This window comes from Pseudomonas gozinkensis, assembly GCF_014863585.1.
In the GTDB taxonomy this organism is placed as follows: Bacteria; Pseudomonadota; Gammaproteobacteria; order Pseudomonadales; family Pseudomonadaceae; genus Aquipseudomonas; species Aquipseudomonas gozinkensis.
Window position 1 is genome coordinate 3,268,470 of the sequence record NZ_CP062253.1, and the last position, 17,708, is coordinate 3,286,177.

18 protein-coding genes and 1 pseudogene are annotated in these 17,708 nt (G+C 57.3%); 8 read left to right on the forward strand and 11 right to left on the reverse strand.

Annotation, left to right across the window (positions count from 1 at the left end; all coding sequences use genetic code 11):
* Positions 1-14: 14 nt before the first annotated feature.
* Positions 15-875 (reverse strand): non-homologous end joining protein Ku, encoded by an 861-nt coding sequence (gene ku, locus IHQ43_RS14485; RefSeq protein WP_192564920.1) that lies wholly within the window; start codon positions 873-875, stop codon positions 15-17.
* A 206-nt stretch (positions 876-1,081) separates the two neighbouring features.
* Here ku and IHQ43_RS14490 point away from each other — a divergent pair, with 206 nt between their 5' ends.
* Complete coding sequence (locus IHQ43_RS14490) at positions 1,082-1,423, forward strand: hypothetical protein (protein ID WP_192564921.1); 342 nt, start codon at positions 1,082-1,084, stop codon at positions 1,421-1,423.
* A gap of 50 nt (positions 1,424-1,473) precedes the next feature.
* Positions 1,474-2,619, forward strand: coding sequence for a PQQ-dependent sugar dehydrogenase (locus tag IHQ43_RS14495; protein ID WP_192564922.1), 1,146 nt, complete (start codon positions 1,474-1,476; stop codon positions 2,617-2,619).
* On the opposite strand, the gene IHQ43_RS14500 is transcribed toward IHQ43_RS14495, so the two are convergent.
* The gene (locus tag IHQ43_RS14500; protein WP_192564923.1) at positions 2,612-3,712 is read right to left on the reverse strand and encodes a GNAT family N-acetyltransferase/peptidase C39 family protein; all 1,101 of its coding nucleotides are present in this window, start codon (positions 3,710-3,712) and stop codon (positions 2,612-2,614) included. The genes IHQ43_RS14495 and IHQ43_RS14500 overlap by 8 nt on opposite strands.
* Before the next feature lie 92 nt (positions 3,713-3,804).
* Here IHQ43_RS14500 and IHQ43_RS14505 point away from each other — a divergent pair, with 92 nt between their 5' ends.
* The 3 genes and pseudogenes from IHQ43_RS14505 to ilvA form a co-directional block, all read left to right on the forward strand.
* Positions 3,805-5,379, forward strand: coding sequence for a RimK family protein (locus IHQ43_RS14505; RefSeq protein ID WP_244142274.1), 1,575 nt, complete (start codon positions 3,805-3,807; stop codon positions 5,377-5,379).
* A 7-nt stretch (positions 5,380-5,386) separates the two neighbouring features.
* Positions 5,387-6,310, forward strand: a complete 924-nt coding sequence (locus IHQ43_RS14510; protein WP_192564924.1) for a magnesium transporter CorA family protein — start codon at positions 5,387-5,389, stop codon at positions 6,308-6,310.
* A 203-nt stretch (positions 6,311-6,513) separates the two neighbouring features.
* Positions 6,514-7,503 (forward strand): annotated as a pseudogene (gene ilvA / locus IHQ43_RS14515) (threonine ammonia-lyase, biosynthetic); the annotation flags it as partial.
* 26 nt (positions 7,504-7,529) lie between these two features.
* Here the strand turns inward: ilvA and eco are convergent.
* Positions 7,530-8,015, reverse strand: coding sequence for a serine protease inhibitor ecotin (gene eco / locus IHQ43_RS14520; RefSeq protein WP_192564926.1), 486 nt, complete (start codon positions 8,013-8,015; stop codon positions 7,530-7,532).
* 371 nt (positions 8,016-8,386) lie between these two features.
* On the opposite strand from eco, the gene IHQ43_RS14525 reads away from it, so the two are divergent.
* Positions 8,387-8,653, forward strand: a complete 267-nt coding sequence (locus tag IHQ43_RS14525; protein WP_192564927.1) for a DUF1652 domain-containing protein — start codon at positions 8,387-8,389, stop codon at positions 8,651-8,653.
* Here IHQ43_RS14525 and IHQ43_RS14530 read toward each other — a convergent pair.
* Both IHQ43_RS14530 and IHQ43_RS14535 read right to left on the reverse strand, forming a co-directional pair.
* Positions 8,650-9,048, reverse strand: a complete 399-nt coding sequence (locus IHQ43_RS14530) for a hypothetical protein (protein WP_011334037.1) — start codon at positions 9,046-9,048, stop codon at positions 8,650-8,652. The two genes, IHQ43_RS14525 and IHQ43_RS14530, sit on opposite strands and share 4 nt — an antisense overlap.
* A 90-nt stretch (positions 9,049-9,138) precedes the next feature.
* Positions 9,139-9,399 carry a DUF2790 domain-containing protein gene (locus tag IHQ43_RS14535; protein ID WP_192564928.1) on the reverse strand — a complete coding sequence of 87 codons (261 nt, stop codon included), beginning with the start codon at positions 9,397-9,399 and terminating at the stop codon, positions 9,139-9,141.
* Here IHQ43_RS14535 and IHQ43_RS14540 point away from each other — a divergent pair.
* Positions 9,392-9,529, forward strand: a complete 138-nt coding sequence (locus tag IHQ43_RS14540; protein ID WP_192564929.1) for a hypothetical protein — start codon at positions 9,392-9,394, stop codon at positions 9,527-9,529. The genes IHQ43_RS14535 and IHQ43_RS14540 overlap by 8 nt on opposite strands.
* Before the next feature lie 354 nt (positions 9,530-9,883).
* Here the strand turns inward: IHQ43_RS14540 and IHQ43_RS14545 are convergent, their stop codons facing one another.
* Positions 9,884-11,134, reverse strand: coding sequence for an IS256 family transposase (locus IHQ43_RS14545; protein WP_192564930.1), 1,251 nt, complete (start codon positions 11,132-11,134; stop codon positions 9,884-9,886).
* Between the two features lie 130 nt (positions 11,135-11,264).
* On the opposite strand from IHQ43_RS14545, the gene IHQ43_RS14550 reads away from it, so the two are divergent.
* Complete coding sequence (locus tag IHQ43_RS14550) at positions 11,265-11,561, forward strand: hypothetical protein (RefSeq protein ID WP_025109577.1); 297 nt, start codon at positions 11,265-11,267, stop codon at positions 11,559-11,561.
* Positions 11,562-11,599: 38 nt separating this feature from the next.
* On the opposite strand, the gene IHQ43_RS14555 is transcribed toward IHQ43_RS14550, so the two are convergent.
* The 5 genes from IHQ43_RS14555 to IHQ43_RS14575 all read right to left on the reverse strand — a co-directional run bounded on the left by IHQ43_RS14555 (position 11,600) and on the right by IHQ43_RS14575 (position 17,502).
* Entirely contained in the window at positions 11,600-12,112 is a 513-nt protein-coding gene (locus IHQ43_RS14555) for a DUF3304 domain-containing protein (protein ID WP_192564931.1), read from the reverse strand.
* 51 nt (positions 12,113-12,163) lie between these two features.
* Positions 12,164-13,990 carry a phospholipase effector Tle1 domain-containing protein gene (locus IHQ43_RS14560; protein ID WP_064596413.1) on the reverse strand — a complete coding sequence of 609 codons (1,827 nt, stop codon included), beginning with the start codon at positions 13,988-13,990 and terminating at the stop codon, positions 12,164-12,166.
* A complete protein-coding gene (locus IHQ43_RS14565; protein WP_192561029.1) occupies positions 13,987-14,478 on the reverse strand; it encodes a DUF3304 domain-containing protein in 492 nt (163 codons plus the stop codon). The genes IHQ43_RS14560 and IHQ43_RS14565 overlap by 4 nt, the downstream gene beginning before the upstream one ends.
* A gap of 91 nt (positions 14,479-14,569) precedes the next feature.
* A complete protein-coding gene (locus IHQ43_RS14570) occupies positions 14,570-15,463 on the reverse strand; it encodes a DUF4123 domain-containing protein (protein WP_192561030.1) in 894 nt (297 codons plus the stop codon).
* A complete protein-coding gene (locus tag IHQ43_RS14575; RefSeq protein ID WP_192561031.1) occupies positions 15,409-17,502 on the reverse strand; it encodes a type VI secretion system Vgr family protein in 2,094 nt (697 codons plus the stop codon). The genes IHQ43_RS14570 and IHQ43_RS14575 overlap by 55 nt, the downstream gene beginning before the upstream one ends.
* Positions 17,503-17,708: the final 206 nt, after the last annotated feature.

A 17,708-nucleotide genomic window follows, 5' to 3' on the forward strand; every position in this document is an offset into this window, starting at 1 on the left:
GCCCGATTTCATTTTCACGAGGCTTTTCTGGTCTTCTTCGCCGCTGTTGTCTTGCTGGCGGTTTTCTTCGCCGGTTTGGCCGGGGCTTTCCCGCCGAGGCTTCGCTTGAGCAGTTCGGTCAGGTCGATAACATCCGCAGACTTGCGCTCTTCTTCGCCATCAACGGTCTCAACGTCCTCGATCTTGCCTTCATGGGCCTTCTTGTCCACCAGCGCCATGATCTTGTTTTCGAACTCGTCGCTGTAGTCCGCGGGCGTCCAGTCTGCCGTCATGTCTTCCACCAGCCGTTTGGCCATGTCCAGTTCGCCCTTGGCCAGCTGTGGTTTGGTCACTTCGCTGCCCAGCGCCAGTTCATCGAGGCTGCGCACTTCCTGCGGCCAGCGCAGCTTCACCAGCACCAGCGCCGATTCCAGGGGCATCAACGCCGCCAGATATTGGCGAGTGTGTAAAACCACTCGGGCGAGGGCGACCTTCTGGGTTTTGCTCAGGGTTTCACGCAGCAAGGCGTAGACCTTGCCGCCGCGCTTGTCCGGGGCCAGGTAATAGGGCGTGTCAATGTTCTGCAACGGGATCTGCTCGCTGTCGACGAAGGCGAATATGTCGATGGTCTGGGTCGACACCGGGTGCGCCGAACGGATCTCTTCCTCGCTGAGCACCACATAGCGGCCTTTTTCGAACTGCACGCCTTTGACGATGTGCTCTTTGGTAACTTCCTTGCCAGTGACCTTGTTGACCCTTTTATAGCCCACGGGGTCCATGCTGCGGCTGTCGAGCCAGTCGAAGTCCACGCCCTGGGACGACGTTGCTGAAACCAGCGCCACGGGGATGTGCACCAGACCGAAACTGATTGCGCCTTTCCAGATTGCCCGAGCCATGGTGCTGTTCTCCGAGTGATGTTCGGGTGACCCGTGGCCCGGCGTAAAAGTTTCCGTTGATTGCGCGATGCAGGTAAACGCCAGGTCAAGCCGTGTTACATCTTGTTTAGCGGTGACGGGTTAACAAATCCGAACCCTCGGCGTAGCGTGGACTCGAAGGCTCTAAGCCACACGCATCAAAACACGCGCATCAAGAGAGGCCGTTCATGAACCGTTTCCTGTTTGGCATTGCGTTGCTGGCCCTCAGTGGCGGGCTGGTTCACGCCGAGGGCGCCACCACGCATTCATCGCTGTTGCTGGCACAAAGTCCGACCGGTAACAGCAACAACCCCTACAACAGCCCGATCCGCCGGGCGAACCCCAACAGCATGCAGGGCACCCAGCCCAGCGCTCCACCCGTTCGCGGGCCGAACACGGTGCCGGTGCCACGGCCGCCGACCCTGGAAAATCGCGGTATCGGCAATGGCCAGCCGCTGCGCTCCGTTCCGAGCACGTCACCCACCTTCATTCCCAATCCTCCAGCCCGTGACAGCGGGAGCAACCGTTGAATGGCAGAAGCGCTTCTGTCAGCCCTTCAAACGAACAAAAGGAATCGTGCATGTTGCGTAAAACCCTTCTGGCCAGCCTGTGTGCCATTGCACTGATCGCCGCCCCGGCGTTCGCTGCCGCTCCCAAAGAACTGCAAAGCGAGCAGGGCACCCTTGAAGTCACGACGATTACCCAAGGCCTCGAGCATCCATGGGCCCTGGCCTTCCTGCCGGATCGCCAGGGCATGCTGGTGACCGAACGCCCAGGCAACCTGCGCGTGGTAGGCGCTGACGGCAAACTGTCCGCGCCGATCACCGGTGTGCCGGACGTCTGGGCCAAGGGGCAGGGCGGATTGCTCGATGTCGTCCTGTCACCGGATTTCAAACAGGACCGCCTTGTGTACCTGTCCTATGCCGAGGGCGGCGGAGCGGGTGACAAGGCCGGAACGGCGGTGGGGCGCGGGCGCCTGTCGGATGACCTGAAAACCCTGAAGGACTTCAACGTGATTTTCCGCCAGGAGCCGAAACTGTCGGTCGGCAACCACTTCGGTTCGCGGCTGGTGTTCGACCGGGACGGTTACCTGTTCATCACCCTGGGCGAAAACAACGACCGCCCGACCGCGCAGGATCTGGACAAGCTGCAAGGCAAGGTTGTGCGAATCTACCCCGACGGCAAGGTGCCGGACGACAATCCCTTTGTCGGCCAGTCCGGTGTACGTCCGGAGATCTGGTCCTACGGCCACCGCAATCCCCAGGGCGCCGCACTCAATCCGTGGACCGGCACCTTGTGGGAAAACGAACACGGCCCACGCGGCGGCGACGAGGTAAACATCATCGAGCGCGGCAAGAACTACGGCTGGCCGCTGGCAACACACGGCATCAATTACTCCATGCAGCCGATCCCGGAAGCCAAGGGCAAGACCGCCGAAGGCACGGTAGGGCCGCACCATGTCTGGGAAAAATCACCGGGCGTCACCGGCATGGCCTTCTACGATGCCGACCGCTTCAAGGCTTGGCAGCACAATCTGTTCATCGGTGCGCTGGTGACGCAGGAGCTGATTCGCTTGCAGTTCGATGGTGACAAGGTGGTGCATGAAGAACGCTTGCTGGGCGAACTGAAACAGCGGATCCGTGATGTGCGTCAGGGGCCGGATGGTTACCTGTATGTGCTGACGGATGAGTCCGACGGTTCGCTGTACAAGGTCGGAATCAAGTAGTCCGGGTGTAGAGCACCACCGCCGCCCGCAACTTGCCGCGTCCAAAGCGGCACATCTTCTCGAACTCCCCATGGCTGACCGGCACGTGCTGGCAGTCCATGGGCTGGCGATGCTGGCTGTGGTCGACATCCGGGTCGTGCAGGTAGACGAAGTCTTCATCGCAGTCGGTGACGATCACCCAGTGCGGCGACTTGGAGCGGGTCAGGCGATAGCTGCTGATGAGCACCAGAGGCTGTCCACCGTTGGCCAGCAACGTGGGTAAATCCATCGATACGCCGATGACTTGATCGACATCGGTGTCGCTCAATTGCGCCATGAACTCGTCGTGGACCAGGCGCATGACGTCTTTTTTATGCGCATCGCGAACGCCATCGAGAAACAGCGGCCCCGTCATGCTCAGTTGCAGACGCACCATGAAACCCCGGCGCCACGCCGCCAGTGCCAGGCCTTGCGGGCTGCAACCGCCATGGCCGGCCGTCATGAACACCGTGGTTGCCTCGCGCCACAACTGCAATTCCTCGCGCCGCTCCAGCAAACGATCGGCCTGCAACGCACCCATGGCCATCAGCAAGCAGGCCGGGCCGCAGGTGAAGTCGGTGGTTTGTCGGTAATAGGGGACCTTGATGTTGCGCGAATCGCGGTGCTGGAGAATGCGTTTTTCCAGGCGCAGCGCGTCGGCGTGATCCTCGTAGTAGTCATGGATCAGCGCAAAGCGCCGGTAACCGTTGCGCTCATACAAGGCGATGGCGGCGGGATTGTCGGTTCGTACTTCCAGCCGCAGGTAAGCGCAATCGTGTTCAAGCGCACAGGCTTCGATCCGTTGCAGCAACTGCTTGCCCAGCCCGCCACCGCGCGCCTCGGGGGCAATGGCAATGGAATACAGCCGGGCCAGCGAAGTGCCGCGATGAAACAGCACCAGCGCATAACCGGCGAGGTGGCCCTCACGCTCGGCCACCCACAATTGCCCGTGCGCCCGGGTAATCATCCATTGGAAACTGCGGCGGGTGAGCCGGTCCGTGGTGAAACAGTGCATCTCCAGCGTGAGCAACGCTGGCAAATCGTCAACGACCGCCAGGCGAAAAACAGCATTCATATGACCACCGTAAAAGTTGCGTAACGAAACGGGACTTTCGAAAAACTTCGTGCTTAATAGAAAAGGTCTTGTTCTCCAACGGATCAATTTCTATGTCAGCGGTACAGGGTCATTGGCGCGAAGTATCCAGTCAAAGTTTGCCATCGGCAACTTATTTAAAACCGCAGATCAGAACTTCCGGTCAAGTGTTGATCATTGTCGAACGCAAGGAAGACTGGGCCTCGTACTTCCCCAGTGAAGACATCCTGACGGCCCAGGAATACCTCGAACAACCTCCCGACAGCGAACCGGGAAAACGGGTGCAGGTGATCAATCTGTGCCGCAGCTACAAGTACCTGGGACACGGCTACTACTGCTCGCTGCTGGCTGAAGCCCGGGGCCACAAGGTGATTCCTTCGGTACGCACCATCAGCGAGCTGACCCGAAAATCCCTTTACGGTCTGGCACTCGATGACCTGGATAAAACCCTGGAAAAAGCCCTCAGCCATCATCTCTACAGCGACACTGAAGGTTTTACGCTGACACTTTATTTCGGCAGGACGCATATCGAGCCGTTGCAGGATCTGGCCCGACAATTGTTTGAGGTGTTCCCGTGCCCGATTCTGTTAGTTGAGTTTCGTCGAACTAACGGCTGGCACATTGAAGGTATAAAGTCCGGCGCCTTGCACAAGTTGCGCGACGATCAGGAAGATCAGTTCGCCAATGCGCTGGACGGCTTCAGCCGCAAGATCTGGCGTGTTCCGCGCTCGCCGCAAGTGGCGCGTTACGACCTGGCGATTCTGCATGATCCACAGGAGGCCTTGCCGCCGTCCAATGCCCGCGCACTGGAAAACTTTGTGCGGGTCGGCAAGGGCATGGGCATTGATGTCGAGCTGATCGAACGCAAGGATTACGCAAGGCTGGCCGAGTATGACGGCCTGCTGATCCGCGAGACCACCAGCGTCGACAACCACACTTACCGCTTCGCCAAGAAGGCCGAAAGCGAAGGGCTGGTGGTGATGGACGATCCGACGTCGATCCTGCGTTGCACCAACAAGGTCTACCTCACCGACCTGCTCAACAGCCACCAACTGGGCATGCCAGCCACGGAAATTCTCTACAAGGAGCGACCCGAAGACTTCGAACGGGTCGGCGAACGTCTCGGTTTTCCGCTGGTGCTGAAAATCCCTGATGGCTGTTTCTCCCGTGGCGTGATCAAGGTCGAGAGCCAACAGGCCTTGCTGGAGGCCACCGCCGAGCTGTTCGAACATTCGGTGCTGTTGCTGGCTCAGGAGTTTTTCTACACCGAGTACGACTGGCGCATCGGCGTGCTCAACCGCAAACCGATCTTTGCCTGCCAGTACTTCATGTCCAAGGGCCATTGGCAGATCTACAACCACAAGGCCAAGGGCCAGGACGTCAACGGCGAATGCCGCACGCTGGCGATCCACGAAGCGCCGCGCGCGGTGGTGGAACTGGCGGTGAAAACCGCCAACCTGATCGGCGACGGCTTGTACGGCGTTGACCTGAAACAGGCCGGCGACAAAGTGGTAGTGATCGAGGTCAACGACAACCCGAACCTCGACGCCGGCATCGAAGACGCTTACCTGCAGGACGATCTGTATTCGCTGGTGCTGGAAGAGTTCGTGCGGCGTCTCGAACTCAAGCGCCGCGGCCAGGCCTGGTAACCGGCCGATGATCAACAGCTTTGCACTCAAACACGGCGCCTTGCAGCGGGTCGAGCGGCTGGACGCCGAAGTGATGCTGTTCAGCGACCCCGACGCTGCCGAACGCGACTTGCTCCACAGTCACTTCAAGCTCGATGAGCACGCGCTGGCCTCGGCGCTGGATCCGGACGAGGTGTCGCGAATCGAGTTCCATCCCGATCACTTGTTTCTGATCTGGAAACGCCCGGAGAACTATTCCGGTGGCGGCAGCCTGGCGTTCGAGGTGTCGTCCTGCGGTTTGCTGTTCTCGCCGGGCCAGTTGCTGGTGATCGCCACCGACGACACGCCACTGCACGGTGTCGGTACACGCCAGCCATTGAACACGCCGCTGGATGTGTTGCTGGACCTGCTGTTCAACAACATCCATCACTACCTCGGGCACCTGAAGGTGATCAAACTGGTCGCCCGGGAGTTGCAGCAGAAATTCAACGCTTCAATGCAGAACCAGCATCTGGTGCAGATGTTCAACCTCAGCGAAAGCCTGATCTATTACATCAACGCCCTGCACAGCAACGGCGCGGTGCTCACGCGGTTGCGCAATCACGCGGAAAAACAGCATTTCGGCAGCGAAGCGATCGGCCTGATCGACGACCTGATCATCGAAAACAACCAGTGCTACAAACAGGCGGAAATCTATTCGACGGTGTTTTCCGGACTGATCGACGCCCGGGGCAACCTGATGAACAACAGCATGAATAACCTGCTGCGCAAACTGACGCTGATCAACGTGGTGTTCCTGCCGCTCAACCTGATTGCGAGCATTGGCGGCATGTCGGAATTCAGCATGATGACCGCCGGTACGCCGTGGTGGGTGTCGTACCCGTTGTTTCTGGCGGCGATGTTGTTGGGGGCGGGCGGGATGCTGTTCGGGCTCAGGCGTCTGGCGAAATGAAAGCAAAATTCGCCATTGACTTGCCGGCAGCGCCCGGGCTAATTTCGGCCCATGACTTCCACCGTATTGCGCTGCCAGCCAAGCATTATTACCGCCATTCCTCATTTGGCGGGCTAGCTCACGACTGCAGCACCCAACCCGCCCTAGAGGCGGGTTTTTTCTTTCTGTCTCCGGGGTTCTGAATAAAAAGTCAGGAGACGACCATGCGCCACAGCCCCGACCAGCAAGCCTTGCTTGAGCAATACGTAAAAAAGATCCTCGCCGCGCCGGTGTATGAACTGGCGGTGCGCACGCCGCTGCAACCCGCGCCGGCACTGTCCGAAGCGCTGGGCAACCGGATCCTGCTTAAGCGCGAAGACCTGCAACCGACTTTCTCCTTCAAGATCCGTGGTGCCTACAACAAACTGGTGCAGCTGAGTGATGAGCAGAAGACGCGCGGGGTAATTACGGCGTCGGCGGGCAATCATGCTCAAGGCGTAGCACTGGCGGCGCGTGAATTGGGCATTGCTGCGACTATCGTGATGCCGGCGACCACGCCTGAGTTGAAAGTGCTGGGCGTCAGTAGTCGTGGAGCTGAAGCGCTGCTGCATGGCGAAAGCTTTCCGTTCGCCCTGGCCCATGCACTGCAACTGGCTGAGCAGACCGGCCGGACTTTCGTCTCGCCGTTCGACGATCCCGATGTGATCGCCGGCCAGGGCACGGTTGCAATGGAGATTCTGCGCGAGCATCAGGGCGCGCTGGATGCGATCTTTGTCCCGGTGGGCGGTGGTGGTTTGATCGCCGGTATCGCGGCGTATGTGAAATACCTGCGGCCGGAGGTGCGGATCATCGGCGTGGAGTCGGAGCACTCGGCCTGTCTGAAGGCTGCTTTGCAAGCGGATGCGCGAGTGGTGCTGCCCGGCGTCGGCACTTTCGCTGACGGCGTGGCAGTGGCGCAGATCGGCGCCTATGGGTTCGAGATCTGTCGCTTCTGCGTCGATGAAGTGATCACCGTCAGCAACGATGAACTCTGCGCGGCGATCAAGAACATCTACGACGATACCCGCTCGATCACCGAGCCTTCCGGCGCATTGGCGGTCGCGGGCATCAAACAGTACGTGGCGCAAACCGGCGCACGGAATCAGACGCTGATCGCCATCGATTCCGGCGCCAATATCAACTTTGACAGCTTGCGCCACGTCGCCGAACGAGCGGCGGCGTGCGGCGTTGTGGCTTGAAGTTACTGTGGAATGGCCACGCCAACCTTGACCGAAGCGGACCAGATGCGATAGCGCACTTCGACATCCTTCGGTGCGTAAACCACGATGGGCAGTTTGCTGTTGTAGCGCACGGTGAAGCCGTCACCGATCACCGGGACAAAGGCGCGCTTTTTCTGGGTGCCGGGCGGGCAGGCCATCAGCGTGCTCATCGGGCCGCTGACTTTCTCGAGGCGGTAGAACGGATAGCCCCAGCCTTCGAGGTTTTTCTCTTCCAGGGTGCCGCCCAGGCGCTGGCGGTTGCAGTCCACCTCGAGGGTCTTGCCGGCAAGGATTTCGACTTTGAAGTTCTCTTCCTGGGCCTGCTGTGGCAGGTGAATGACCTGGCGGGTGAAGCCCGCTTCGGCCTTTGGATAAGGCGCAGTGTCTTCAAGTTTGGCGGCGTGGGTGAGGGTGGACAGGCTGGCGAGCATCAGGCCGGCGGTCGCATAAACTGTGAAATTTCCCATTGAAGCCTCCTGGCGGGTGTACGTTGGTTGACGGGCATTCTCACTGCCATGGGCGGTGAATGCAAACCGCCAGCCGGATGCAAATTGCAGTGTCTGCACGATCGAATCTTGCATTTTGCAACTGGCCAGTGGCCTGCCTTTTTCTCAAGCCATTGATTTGCAAGGAGGTGAAAGCGACCCGATGAAAGGCACGTTTTATGCGTTGATTTGGTGCGGCGCACCGAGTTTGGGCGCCTACACTCCAATGGGCATTTCGCAGTACAGCCGCTTGTCACACCCAAGGATTCAGCGGGGATACACCCGTGGGAAGCCGTGGCAACGGTCGACGTGAATACTTGATTGGCAGTCTCACAGTAAGGAGAGGTTTCGCCATGTTTCTGTCTGCCTTGGAACTCCGCAACATCATAGAAAGCAGCTTTCTACCGAAACGCTGCCAATGCACGCTGTCCCCGGATCTGTCGATGACCGTCAAGGTGTATGGCGATCACCAGACCGATCAGGTTGACCTGCTGGTGAGTGGCATTGATGCCAGTCACTTGAACAGCTGTCGCGAAATCAACGGCCTGATCGCCGGGTTGCGCTCGGATCTAGCGCAACACTCGGCAACTCATTCCGTGCCGCGATCCCGAGTCGTCTAACCGACTGTTTCACCCAGTTCGACCGTCACGCGCCGGGCCTGCAAGAAGCCAAGGCCCAGCGCGAACTCGACCAGCACCGCGAGCAGAATCCCGGGGCCGGCGTGGCCGTTGAGCCATTCAGCAAACCCCAGCACCGCCAGGCCAAAACAGCCGACGATAAAGCCGTTGCTCAGCGCATTGCGCGCGATCGACACCGGCGCGTTGCGCACCAGATAAAACATCACTCCTAACGCTGCAAACAGCACTGCGCTGCGCCGTGCGACGAATCCGGCTGCTTCCGAATACTCGATGCTCCAGATCGCCAGCAACATCTGTGGTGCCAGACCCCACGCCAAGGAAAGCAGAAAACACAGGGAGAAGGTGAGGGTCGAGAGCGTGCGGAACGACAACTGCATGGCGAATCCTTGCGGCAGTGAGGAGGGCCCCGAGCATACTCTTCGAGACCCGTGCTCGCCTACCGCAAAGCCGCAAATCAGAGCTTTCTGTCAGTTCTGGAAGCTGCACGCGTCAGATAATTTCCGGTAACTGATTTCTTCCGGTTTACCGGTGTTGTCGAGGTATTTCATGTCGGCGGTGATGACCTTGCACTCCTGCGTCGGCGGCTCCGTCAGGGAAACCACTTTGGCCACATGCAACGGCATGCCGTATTCATAGGGAACAGCCTTGGAGGTGTCATTGGCCTGGGCCAGCCCGGCAAATACAGTGCAGGCGAGGGCGGTGGTGAGCAGGAACGGACGAATGTTCATGAAGGACTCCGGTGCGACGGAAATGGAGTTCGGCGATCAGAACGCCAAACCTGCCGCACTCGGCGTCAGCTTGGGGCTGAGGGTGTGCGGTTCAGTAGAGTTTTTGACCACGGCGTTAAGCGATGGTTAACCGGGCTGAACGCCGGCTGTCTGGGCGGGGATTGTTTCGTGGGGGAGTCTCGGCGGATTCCTACAAGGGTGGATGCCTTGTCTGCTTTCGGCTGGTGGAGTGGGGCGGTTATGGTTTGGCGTCGCTGCAAAATCAGCGACTTAGGTTTGGTCACCTAACGTAATCACCTGTGCATGTGTGCCATTATTCGCCCGACGGACATTCGTGTCCGTGGAGTGCATTGCTGTGGCGGCTGTGTGCAGGGTCGCCTTCGGGCGAGCCGAGTCAGGTGGTTCTCGGTTGACCAAGCCTGTGGGACTGTCAGATATTTTGTGTGCGGGCCGGTAACGGCCTGCCGTCAGGCAGGCCGTGCTTTTACCAGGTTGGCCTGATAAATCGATCTCCGTACAGAATCGCAAATTGATTCATCGCACTTTTCCAGTCATGGGCCGCTGAGCCCCAGTTGGCGGTGATATTGCGCAGTCCAAGCCAGATCAGTTTTGTCGCCGCATCGTCGGTCGGGAAGTGGCCGCGCGTCTTGATGATTTTGCGCAATTGAGCGTTGATGCTCTCGATGGCGTTGGTCGTGTAGATCACTTTTCGGATCGCCGGCGGGAACACGAAAAATGGGATCACACGATCCCAAGCGCGGCGCCAGGCAGCCACTACCGTCGGATACTGCTTGCCCCACGGTCCGTTTTCAAAGGCGTCCAGCGCCTGCTCGGCCGCTTCGGCGGTCACCGCCTGATAGATCGGCTTAAGCGCCTTGGCCAGTTCGCGACGCTTGTCCCAGGCCGCGTAATCAAGACTGTTGCGGATCAGATGAACAATGCATGTTTGCAGTGTCGTGTCTGGGAATACGGCGCTGAGCGCTTCTGGCATGCCTTTCAGTCCATCGGTCACAGCAATCAACACGTCTTCGACGCCGCGTGTCTTGAGGTCGTTGAAAACCTTCATCCAGAACTTGGCGCCCTCGGTATTTTCAATCCAGATGCCGAGAATATCGCGTGTTCCGTCAGGCAAAACGCCCAGGGCCAAGTAGATCGCCTTGTTGCGAACCAGCCCCTCTTCACGGATTTTGACCCGTAGAGCATCGAAGAAAATAACCGGATACATCGGCTCCAAAGGCCGCTGTTGCCATGCACCGATCTCTGCCATGACCTCGTCGGTTACAGAGCTGATGAAGTCGGGAGAAACATCGGTACCGTACTGCTCGGAAAGAAACGCCCGGATCTCTCTGACCGTCATTCCACGGGCATACATGGCGATGATCTTGTCATCGAACCCGGTGTAGCGGCGCTCGTGTTTGGGAATCAGGATCGGGGAAAAACTGCCGTCCCGGTCGCGTGGAATATCCAGCCGTAGCGGGCCGTCACCGGTTAGAACCGTCTTGCCGCTCTTGCCATTGCGCTGGTTGGTTTCATCCTCTGGGCGCTGCGCGCCCGGCGGATAGCCCAAGTGGTGACCAAGCTCTGCACTCAGCGCTCGCTCGATCAAAGCCTTCTTGAACGCTGCTGACGCGTCCTCGATGGCTTCAGCGGTCATCGGTCCATCGGTGAATTGCTCGAGCAGCTCTTTCGGGATTTTCGGCAGCTCTCGCAACGCGGGTTTCTTTTTGGTTGGCATACATGCACCTCTTACTCATGTTATGCCCGAACACAAAATTTCTGACACCCCCAAGCCTGTACACAGTCCGCCTCCCCATCGTTTGGTCACGGTGCTGGCGGTTACTTTCAAGCTGCCTTGAGTAATTCCAATGCCAATCCTGAAATTAAGCTCCGCCCGTTATCTCCCGCTCAACAGCGGCGTCACTGACAGCGCACCGCTGGTCATCGACACCCAAGCCAACCCGAAGGACCTCTTCGAAGCCGCCGTGCAACGCATCCGCGCCGCTGCCGACCTGCTCGAAACCCTGCACTGCCTGTGCTTCAAGCACGCCGATGTCCAGGACATTCCCCACATCACCCATGCGCTGTACCTGCTGACGCAGGATGGCAGTGATTTACTTCAGGTTGCGCAGCAGAAAATGCTGAACTGGCAGGCGCCGGTTTGATGGTTTGAAAAGCGGCCTGGTATTCACGGGCAGAAGCATTATCTGCCCGTGATGCTGCTGGAGGATTGTGGCTCTTCATCCGGAACTGGATCAAACGGGCTGATCAAGTTGGGGCTCCATTTCAACTCGACGATATATTCCGGCAGAAAGCGTACATGCAGATAACGATCAGTACGTTTTTGTGGAGGTAGAGGCAATACTACCTCATGCTCTTCTCGCCTCATTCCTTGCCTGAACTGTTCGCCTGTCACGCTGACGATCCAAGAGACACGAACCGTTTTTCCCACAATTTTTTGGCAGCACGTAATCCCGCCGCTACTCATTGCGAATAGATTTCCACCCCAAAAATCATTTATCCAGAAGCTGAAAATCGGTCGATCTGTGTAGTTCTCCGAGGTCAGCATGACGCCGGGCGTCCGGAGCAGGCCAATGATTTTCGGGGCGGCATAGGTAAGCAGCAAAGCCAACACACCCAACGCTATTTGTCTTCGCCGCCAGGTCCGTCGGCGGCGCGCATCGGCAGAAACATCTATCAAATCAATGAAATCCATTTCGTATATTGAGATTGTCGGCGTGAGCCCCGCAGTAGATTTATCCTTGCTTCAGGTCGATGCGCCTGACGATTGTGTCGATGGCTTACGCATCGTCTGCTCCAGATAATCCGGTGCCATACCCTTTGTCTTATTCAGACTCGGTATGTCGAAGTCTCGCACGCGAAAATATTTGGGTAGCGGAGGATTCTGGGTCGGTGGCATCTGCTGGATCATGTATCGATCATTAACATAAAACTCAAGCAAGTCCTCGATATCAAAGTTCAAACTTTTTACTTCAGGATTGAACCAATCCTTCAATAAAGTTTTAACGGGCGCTGAAGCAAAAGCGGTGTTCAGTCGCCATGCCTCACGGTCCACATCTTCAAGCCAACCTAGATCATTGCGTAAGGCAGCCTTGTCTTGTTGGTTCTGCTTGATCGCCTGATCTCGCTTGGCAGCCTGGGCGCTTGTTTCATTTCCCATGCCAAAAAATTTAGCCATTGACCCTTGCTTACCAAGGATTGGACGTGCGAGACGGTCTTCCTGTTCGTCATACGCCTTATGCTGTTCGCGATAGATCTCCCACAATCCGCGCAGCCTCTGAATATACAAACGTCGGTGAGCAAGGAATGCTTCGGGGGAGACCTTCTGATTGCCTGCAAGACTTAGGTATTTTTTACTAACTTCAATGGCGCTTGCACCGTTGATGTGGTCATTCAATTGGAAGTATTTCGATACCAAGACCGCTTTGTCAGGAAGTGTTTGCATGGGGTAAAGCGGAACGCCTGCACGATAAGCAGCGTTATACATTTCATGCAGACTGACCATGTGGAGTTCACGACTATGAGGAGCATCAGTTTTAGCCAAGCCTCCTCCTACGTCATAGCTGGTTCCAGGTACGAGGCGCTCTTCCCAGCGAGGTGTCGATGGACCGGTACCAATCAATCGAGATCGGCGAGATTCTTGGCACTCATGTGCTGCAATTAAATGCAATGCGTTTTTTACAGGACCAGGAAGGCATTCACCGTCATCGACTTTGTTCTCGAAAGGCAGCAGATATTCAAAAATAATTGAATCCTCGCCACTACGATCTACCGCATCAAAAAGGCCCATGAACGTAATTTCAAGATTTGTTTTCTTAAATATGGTGGTGGCCGGGTCGCACTCTTCAAAGATTTTATGAGCAAATGCTCTTGCAAGGCTTGCGCCGAAATCGAAGCCAAATATTGACACGGATATTTTTTTAACCGGAGCTTTGCTGTTCTTGTTAGCGTCTTCTAAAGCCTTCTCCAAGGCGCTAACCGCCGCCTCCAATCGCGTATCTACACCTGTTTTGAAAAAGTTCGTTATCAGTTCGTTGTCACGAGTAAAGTCAAACATGTCCAGAGATGCTGGCGCTGCTGCTTTGATTGCTGAGGTAATAATGTTTCCAGGCTTTATATTGTTATAGATGCTTTCCCACCATTTTTTACCGGTAATGACGTCCTTTGCGGAATCAAGTGGGCTATTCGAAATAGTGTCTTCAGGAGACTTTACTATGCTGTCTTTCGCCCTGCTTGCGGCGCCATCAATGCCTGCGCCGCTTACGGTCTCTCCACCTCCGAGTGTTTTATCAAACTCAGTGGCCAAACCCGACAAGTAAAATCGTTTATTTCCCGCAAATGAATCTGATGCATCGGATAGGTCAGCATCCGGGTACGCCATGAAAAGTCTGGCAACATTACTGAGTCGATCCTCTTGCAAGTCGCTCTTCATGTTTCGGCCAAAACCATCGAAGAAGAATCCAACTCGCAGCGTCGCCTCACAAGGCAGAACAGGATTTTTCTCAGCAGAGGTGCAAGAGTTCGTTTTTGTGCTGATAGCTTCTGCACGATCTAGATGCTGAGGTGTGCTCATGGGATACGTCCTTGTTCAATAGATTTTTGCTTGGCAAAGGGAGATGGGAAAGGTCTTGTGAGGTCGGGACTCCATCCCAGCCTGACCTTGTTGCCTGGTTCGAATTGAACGTGAAGATATTGATCAGTTGGCCCACGCTCGGGCAGTGGAAGTTCAATTTCGTGATGCTCTTCTACCGCTCCACTCAATTGCTGCTGACGGGTCATGTCCAGAATCCATTTTATTTTAATGGTTTTTCCTTCAAATCGGGTGCAGCACATAATTCCGCCGCCTCCCATTGCCATCAAGTTTCCACCCCAAAAGTCATTCGCCCAGAAACTAAAAATCGGGCGATCCATATAGTTTGCAGATGTCAACATCGCCCCAGGCGTACGAAACTGGTTGTAAAGGTACGAACCCAGGAAAGGCAGCAGTAAAACAAGCATCCCAATGACCAGGTTGCGGCGGCGCCAGATTTTTTGCCGCTTCATGTTCATAGCCACGGTCATTTCTTGAGATCCTTATCTTGCGATACTTCTAAAACAGTCGAATGCATGACGGGCAAAAATGGACAGCTGATTTGTTTATCTATCCCGAAACTCACTCCGACAACTCCCTCATCACAACCCCAAGCGGCAACTTCTCCCCAACAGCCCGCGCTTTGGCTTTGTTCCACATCGGCCAATTCGCCGGGAACTCGGGATCCATCAATTGAAGGCTGGCAAACAGGCTGACGTCTTCCGGGTCCGACAAGCCTTCTGCGCGTCCAGCGTCCAGCGCCTGCTTGACCTGGTTCAACCGGTCGCCATGGCAGCTACTGGTGAATACCTCTGGCGCGTCTTTTTCCAGTTCGGTGGTCAGGTTGTAGGGCAGGGGATCGATCTCCATGTCCTTCCATAACCTGGCGTCCAGGAAAATCGGCTGGTACTTGCCCGGTTGTTCCAGGTTGAGCCCTTTGAAGCATTGCCACTCATCATCCGCCGCTGGCACCCACCACTCGTGCAACGGACCGAAAAGCCAGGCATGCCAGGACAGGTCGTCTCGAGCGTGGAGCATCGGCAGTACTTCAGGGGCGTAGCTGCGGATCATCAGGACTTCGCCGGCTTCATTTTTTGCCAGCAAGGCGTCGCTCAGGTGCGCCGCGAGTTTTTCTGCGGGGCAGTCGGTGCGGATCCAGCTGGCCATGGCAGTGCAGCCGGTAAAGTATTCGTGGGCGAGAAAGGCCTCGAATTCCATGTCACTGACGTCCACGAGCCATGGGCCGTAGTTGCGCAATTCGGCGAACTCCGGTTGAAGCATCAAGGGGCGGCGTGACGGATCGGATTTGAGGAATTGCTGCCGAGCCGGCTCGGAGAGCAGGCCCGTTTCAACGATTGCGAATCGCGACTGTGCGTTTTTATGCGCCTCTGCCCAGGCTTTCGCTGCGTCGTCCTTCGTCATCAATTGGCTCCCGATTGCAGGGCCAGTTTTTCCCGCATGGCTTTCTTCAGGCACTCAACGCAGATGCCTTTCGGCGCCTTCAGCTTTGGCACTACGGCCAGCGATTCAGCCTCGATCTTTTGATTCAGCCGGGTTTGCATCAAGCGTCCGGCCTTGTCGAGGGCTGCCAGGCCAGGAATGAAAGGCACGAGGATCTGAATGCCTGAGCCCACCCCCGGCGCACCGCCGGTGTTGGCCTTCACTTCCGCACCGCTGATGGTCACGCCACCCGCATCGACCTTGACGAAACTGCCGCCAGCCTTGGCCGTCAGCTCCATACCACCCTCGATCACGACCTTGTCGCCGGCGTGGTAATGAATCTCCGTGCCCGCCTCAACGAACTGCCCGGTGCCGACTTTCACATGCTGAGTCACGCCCACGGTCAGGTGATCGTTGGCGCGCATTTCACTGACACGATCCAGATGAGTGATGCGGTGCTCTTCAACCTTGAATTCACTCAAAACATTGGCTTCAACCGTGTCATGCCGTTCATTGCCAACGCGAATCTTCTGGTCGTGCTCGATGTTCTCGTCCCAGTCGCGCTGGGCGTGGATATAGATCTGTTCCGCGCCTTTCTTGTCTTCGATGCGGAATTCGTTGTAGCCCTTGCCGCCCGGTGAGCTCAGGGTCTTGAAGGTGCTGCGGGTCTTGTTCGCCGGCAAGTCGTAGGGGACGACGTTTTCCTTGTGGTACAGGCAACCGGTCACCAGCGGCTGGTCGGGGTCGCCTTCGAGGAAGGTCACCAGCACTTCCATGCCGATGCGTGGAATGGCAATGCCGCCGTACGCTGCGCCGGCCCAGCCGCTGGCGACGCGTAGCCAGCAGGTGGTCTTGTCGTCGGCCTGGCCGTCGCGGTCCCAGTGGAATTGCACTTTCACGCGGCCGTACTGGTCGCAGTGAATTTCTTCGCCAGCGGGGCCGGTGACGATGGCGGTCTGGCTGCCGAGCACTTTCGGTTTCGGGTGTTCGAGGGCAGGGCGGTAGTGGGCGTCCCACGGGGTGGCCACGAACGAGTTGCGGTAGCCCTGGTGGAAATCGCTCTTGTTGTCGGTGACGTCGCTGGTGACGTTTTCGCCCAGCACTTGCGGCTGCTTGCCTTCGTGGAAAACTTCCAGCAGCAGCCACAGATCGTTCCATTCGGCGCGCGGGTGTTCGGCCAGGGTCATGAAGTGGCCGCTGGTCAGGGTCGGTTCGTCACCTTTGCCTTCGGCGAGTTTGTAGTCGCTGCGATGGCGTTCCAGCGCGCGGGTCGAGAGGAACTTGCCGCGCTCGCGCGTGGTGAAGCGGCCGGGGTAGTCGTAGTCTTCCAGGTCCGGCATGAACTCGGATTTGACTGCGCCTTCGGGCAGGATCTTCGGTTTTTCGAAATCATAGTCGCGGCGGCTGACGCGGCTGGTGCGGGTTTCCAGGCGCAGGTTGAAACGCTTGATCACCGGTTTGTCGGCGGTCATGCCGGAGTCTTGCTGGTAGTTCACCGGTTTCAGTTTGCGGAAAACGGTCTGGTCGTCGCCGAACACCAGTTTGTGGCCGCTGCTGCTGTGCTGGAAGTGGAAGTGAATGCCTTCCTCTTCGCACAGGCGCTGGATGAAATGCAGGTCGGATTCGTCGTACTGCACGCAGTAATCGCGTTCCGGGTATTCGGCGCCGAGCTGGAAGCTGTAGGCGTTAGCCAGGATCCCGCGATCTTCCAGCACCTGGGCAATGATCTTCGGCACCGTCAGTTGTTGGAAAATCTGCTGGTCATGGTTGTGCCGCAGGTAGGCCAGTTGCGGCACCAGGCTCAGGCTGTAGCGGGTCAGGGTCTTGCCGGAATCGCCTTGCTCGATGCGATACACCAGACCATGAATCTTGCCTTCGCCAGTGGCGCCGAACGTGAGGCAGCCAGGCTTGTGCAGAAGTTCTTCAAGGTTGAGGTCGGGACGGGCGCTGACCAGTTCGATGTCGAAACGGAACGGTTCGTTGAGGGCTTCGCGACCAGTGAAACTGAGGACTTGCAGATCGGCCGAAGCGCCTTCGAGCGTGAGGGTAATGTGGGTAGCGTTGGCGTCCAGCATGCCTTGTTTTCCGTCCTTTGGATTAGCGTGGGCGGATGGTGCAGGATTAAACCGCCTCGTTCAAGGCGCAAATGCCGTAGAAGCACAGGTCTGAAGCCATAGGGAAAACCCCTAGGCCGGCTGTTTCGCCCCGTGAAACGGGCACTTTCGCACGAGAGATTCCGCGCAATCGTCAACTTCAACGCTCAAGAACATTCAGTCAGTTT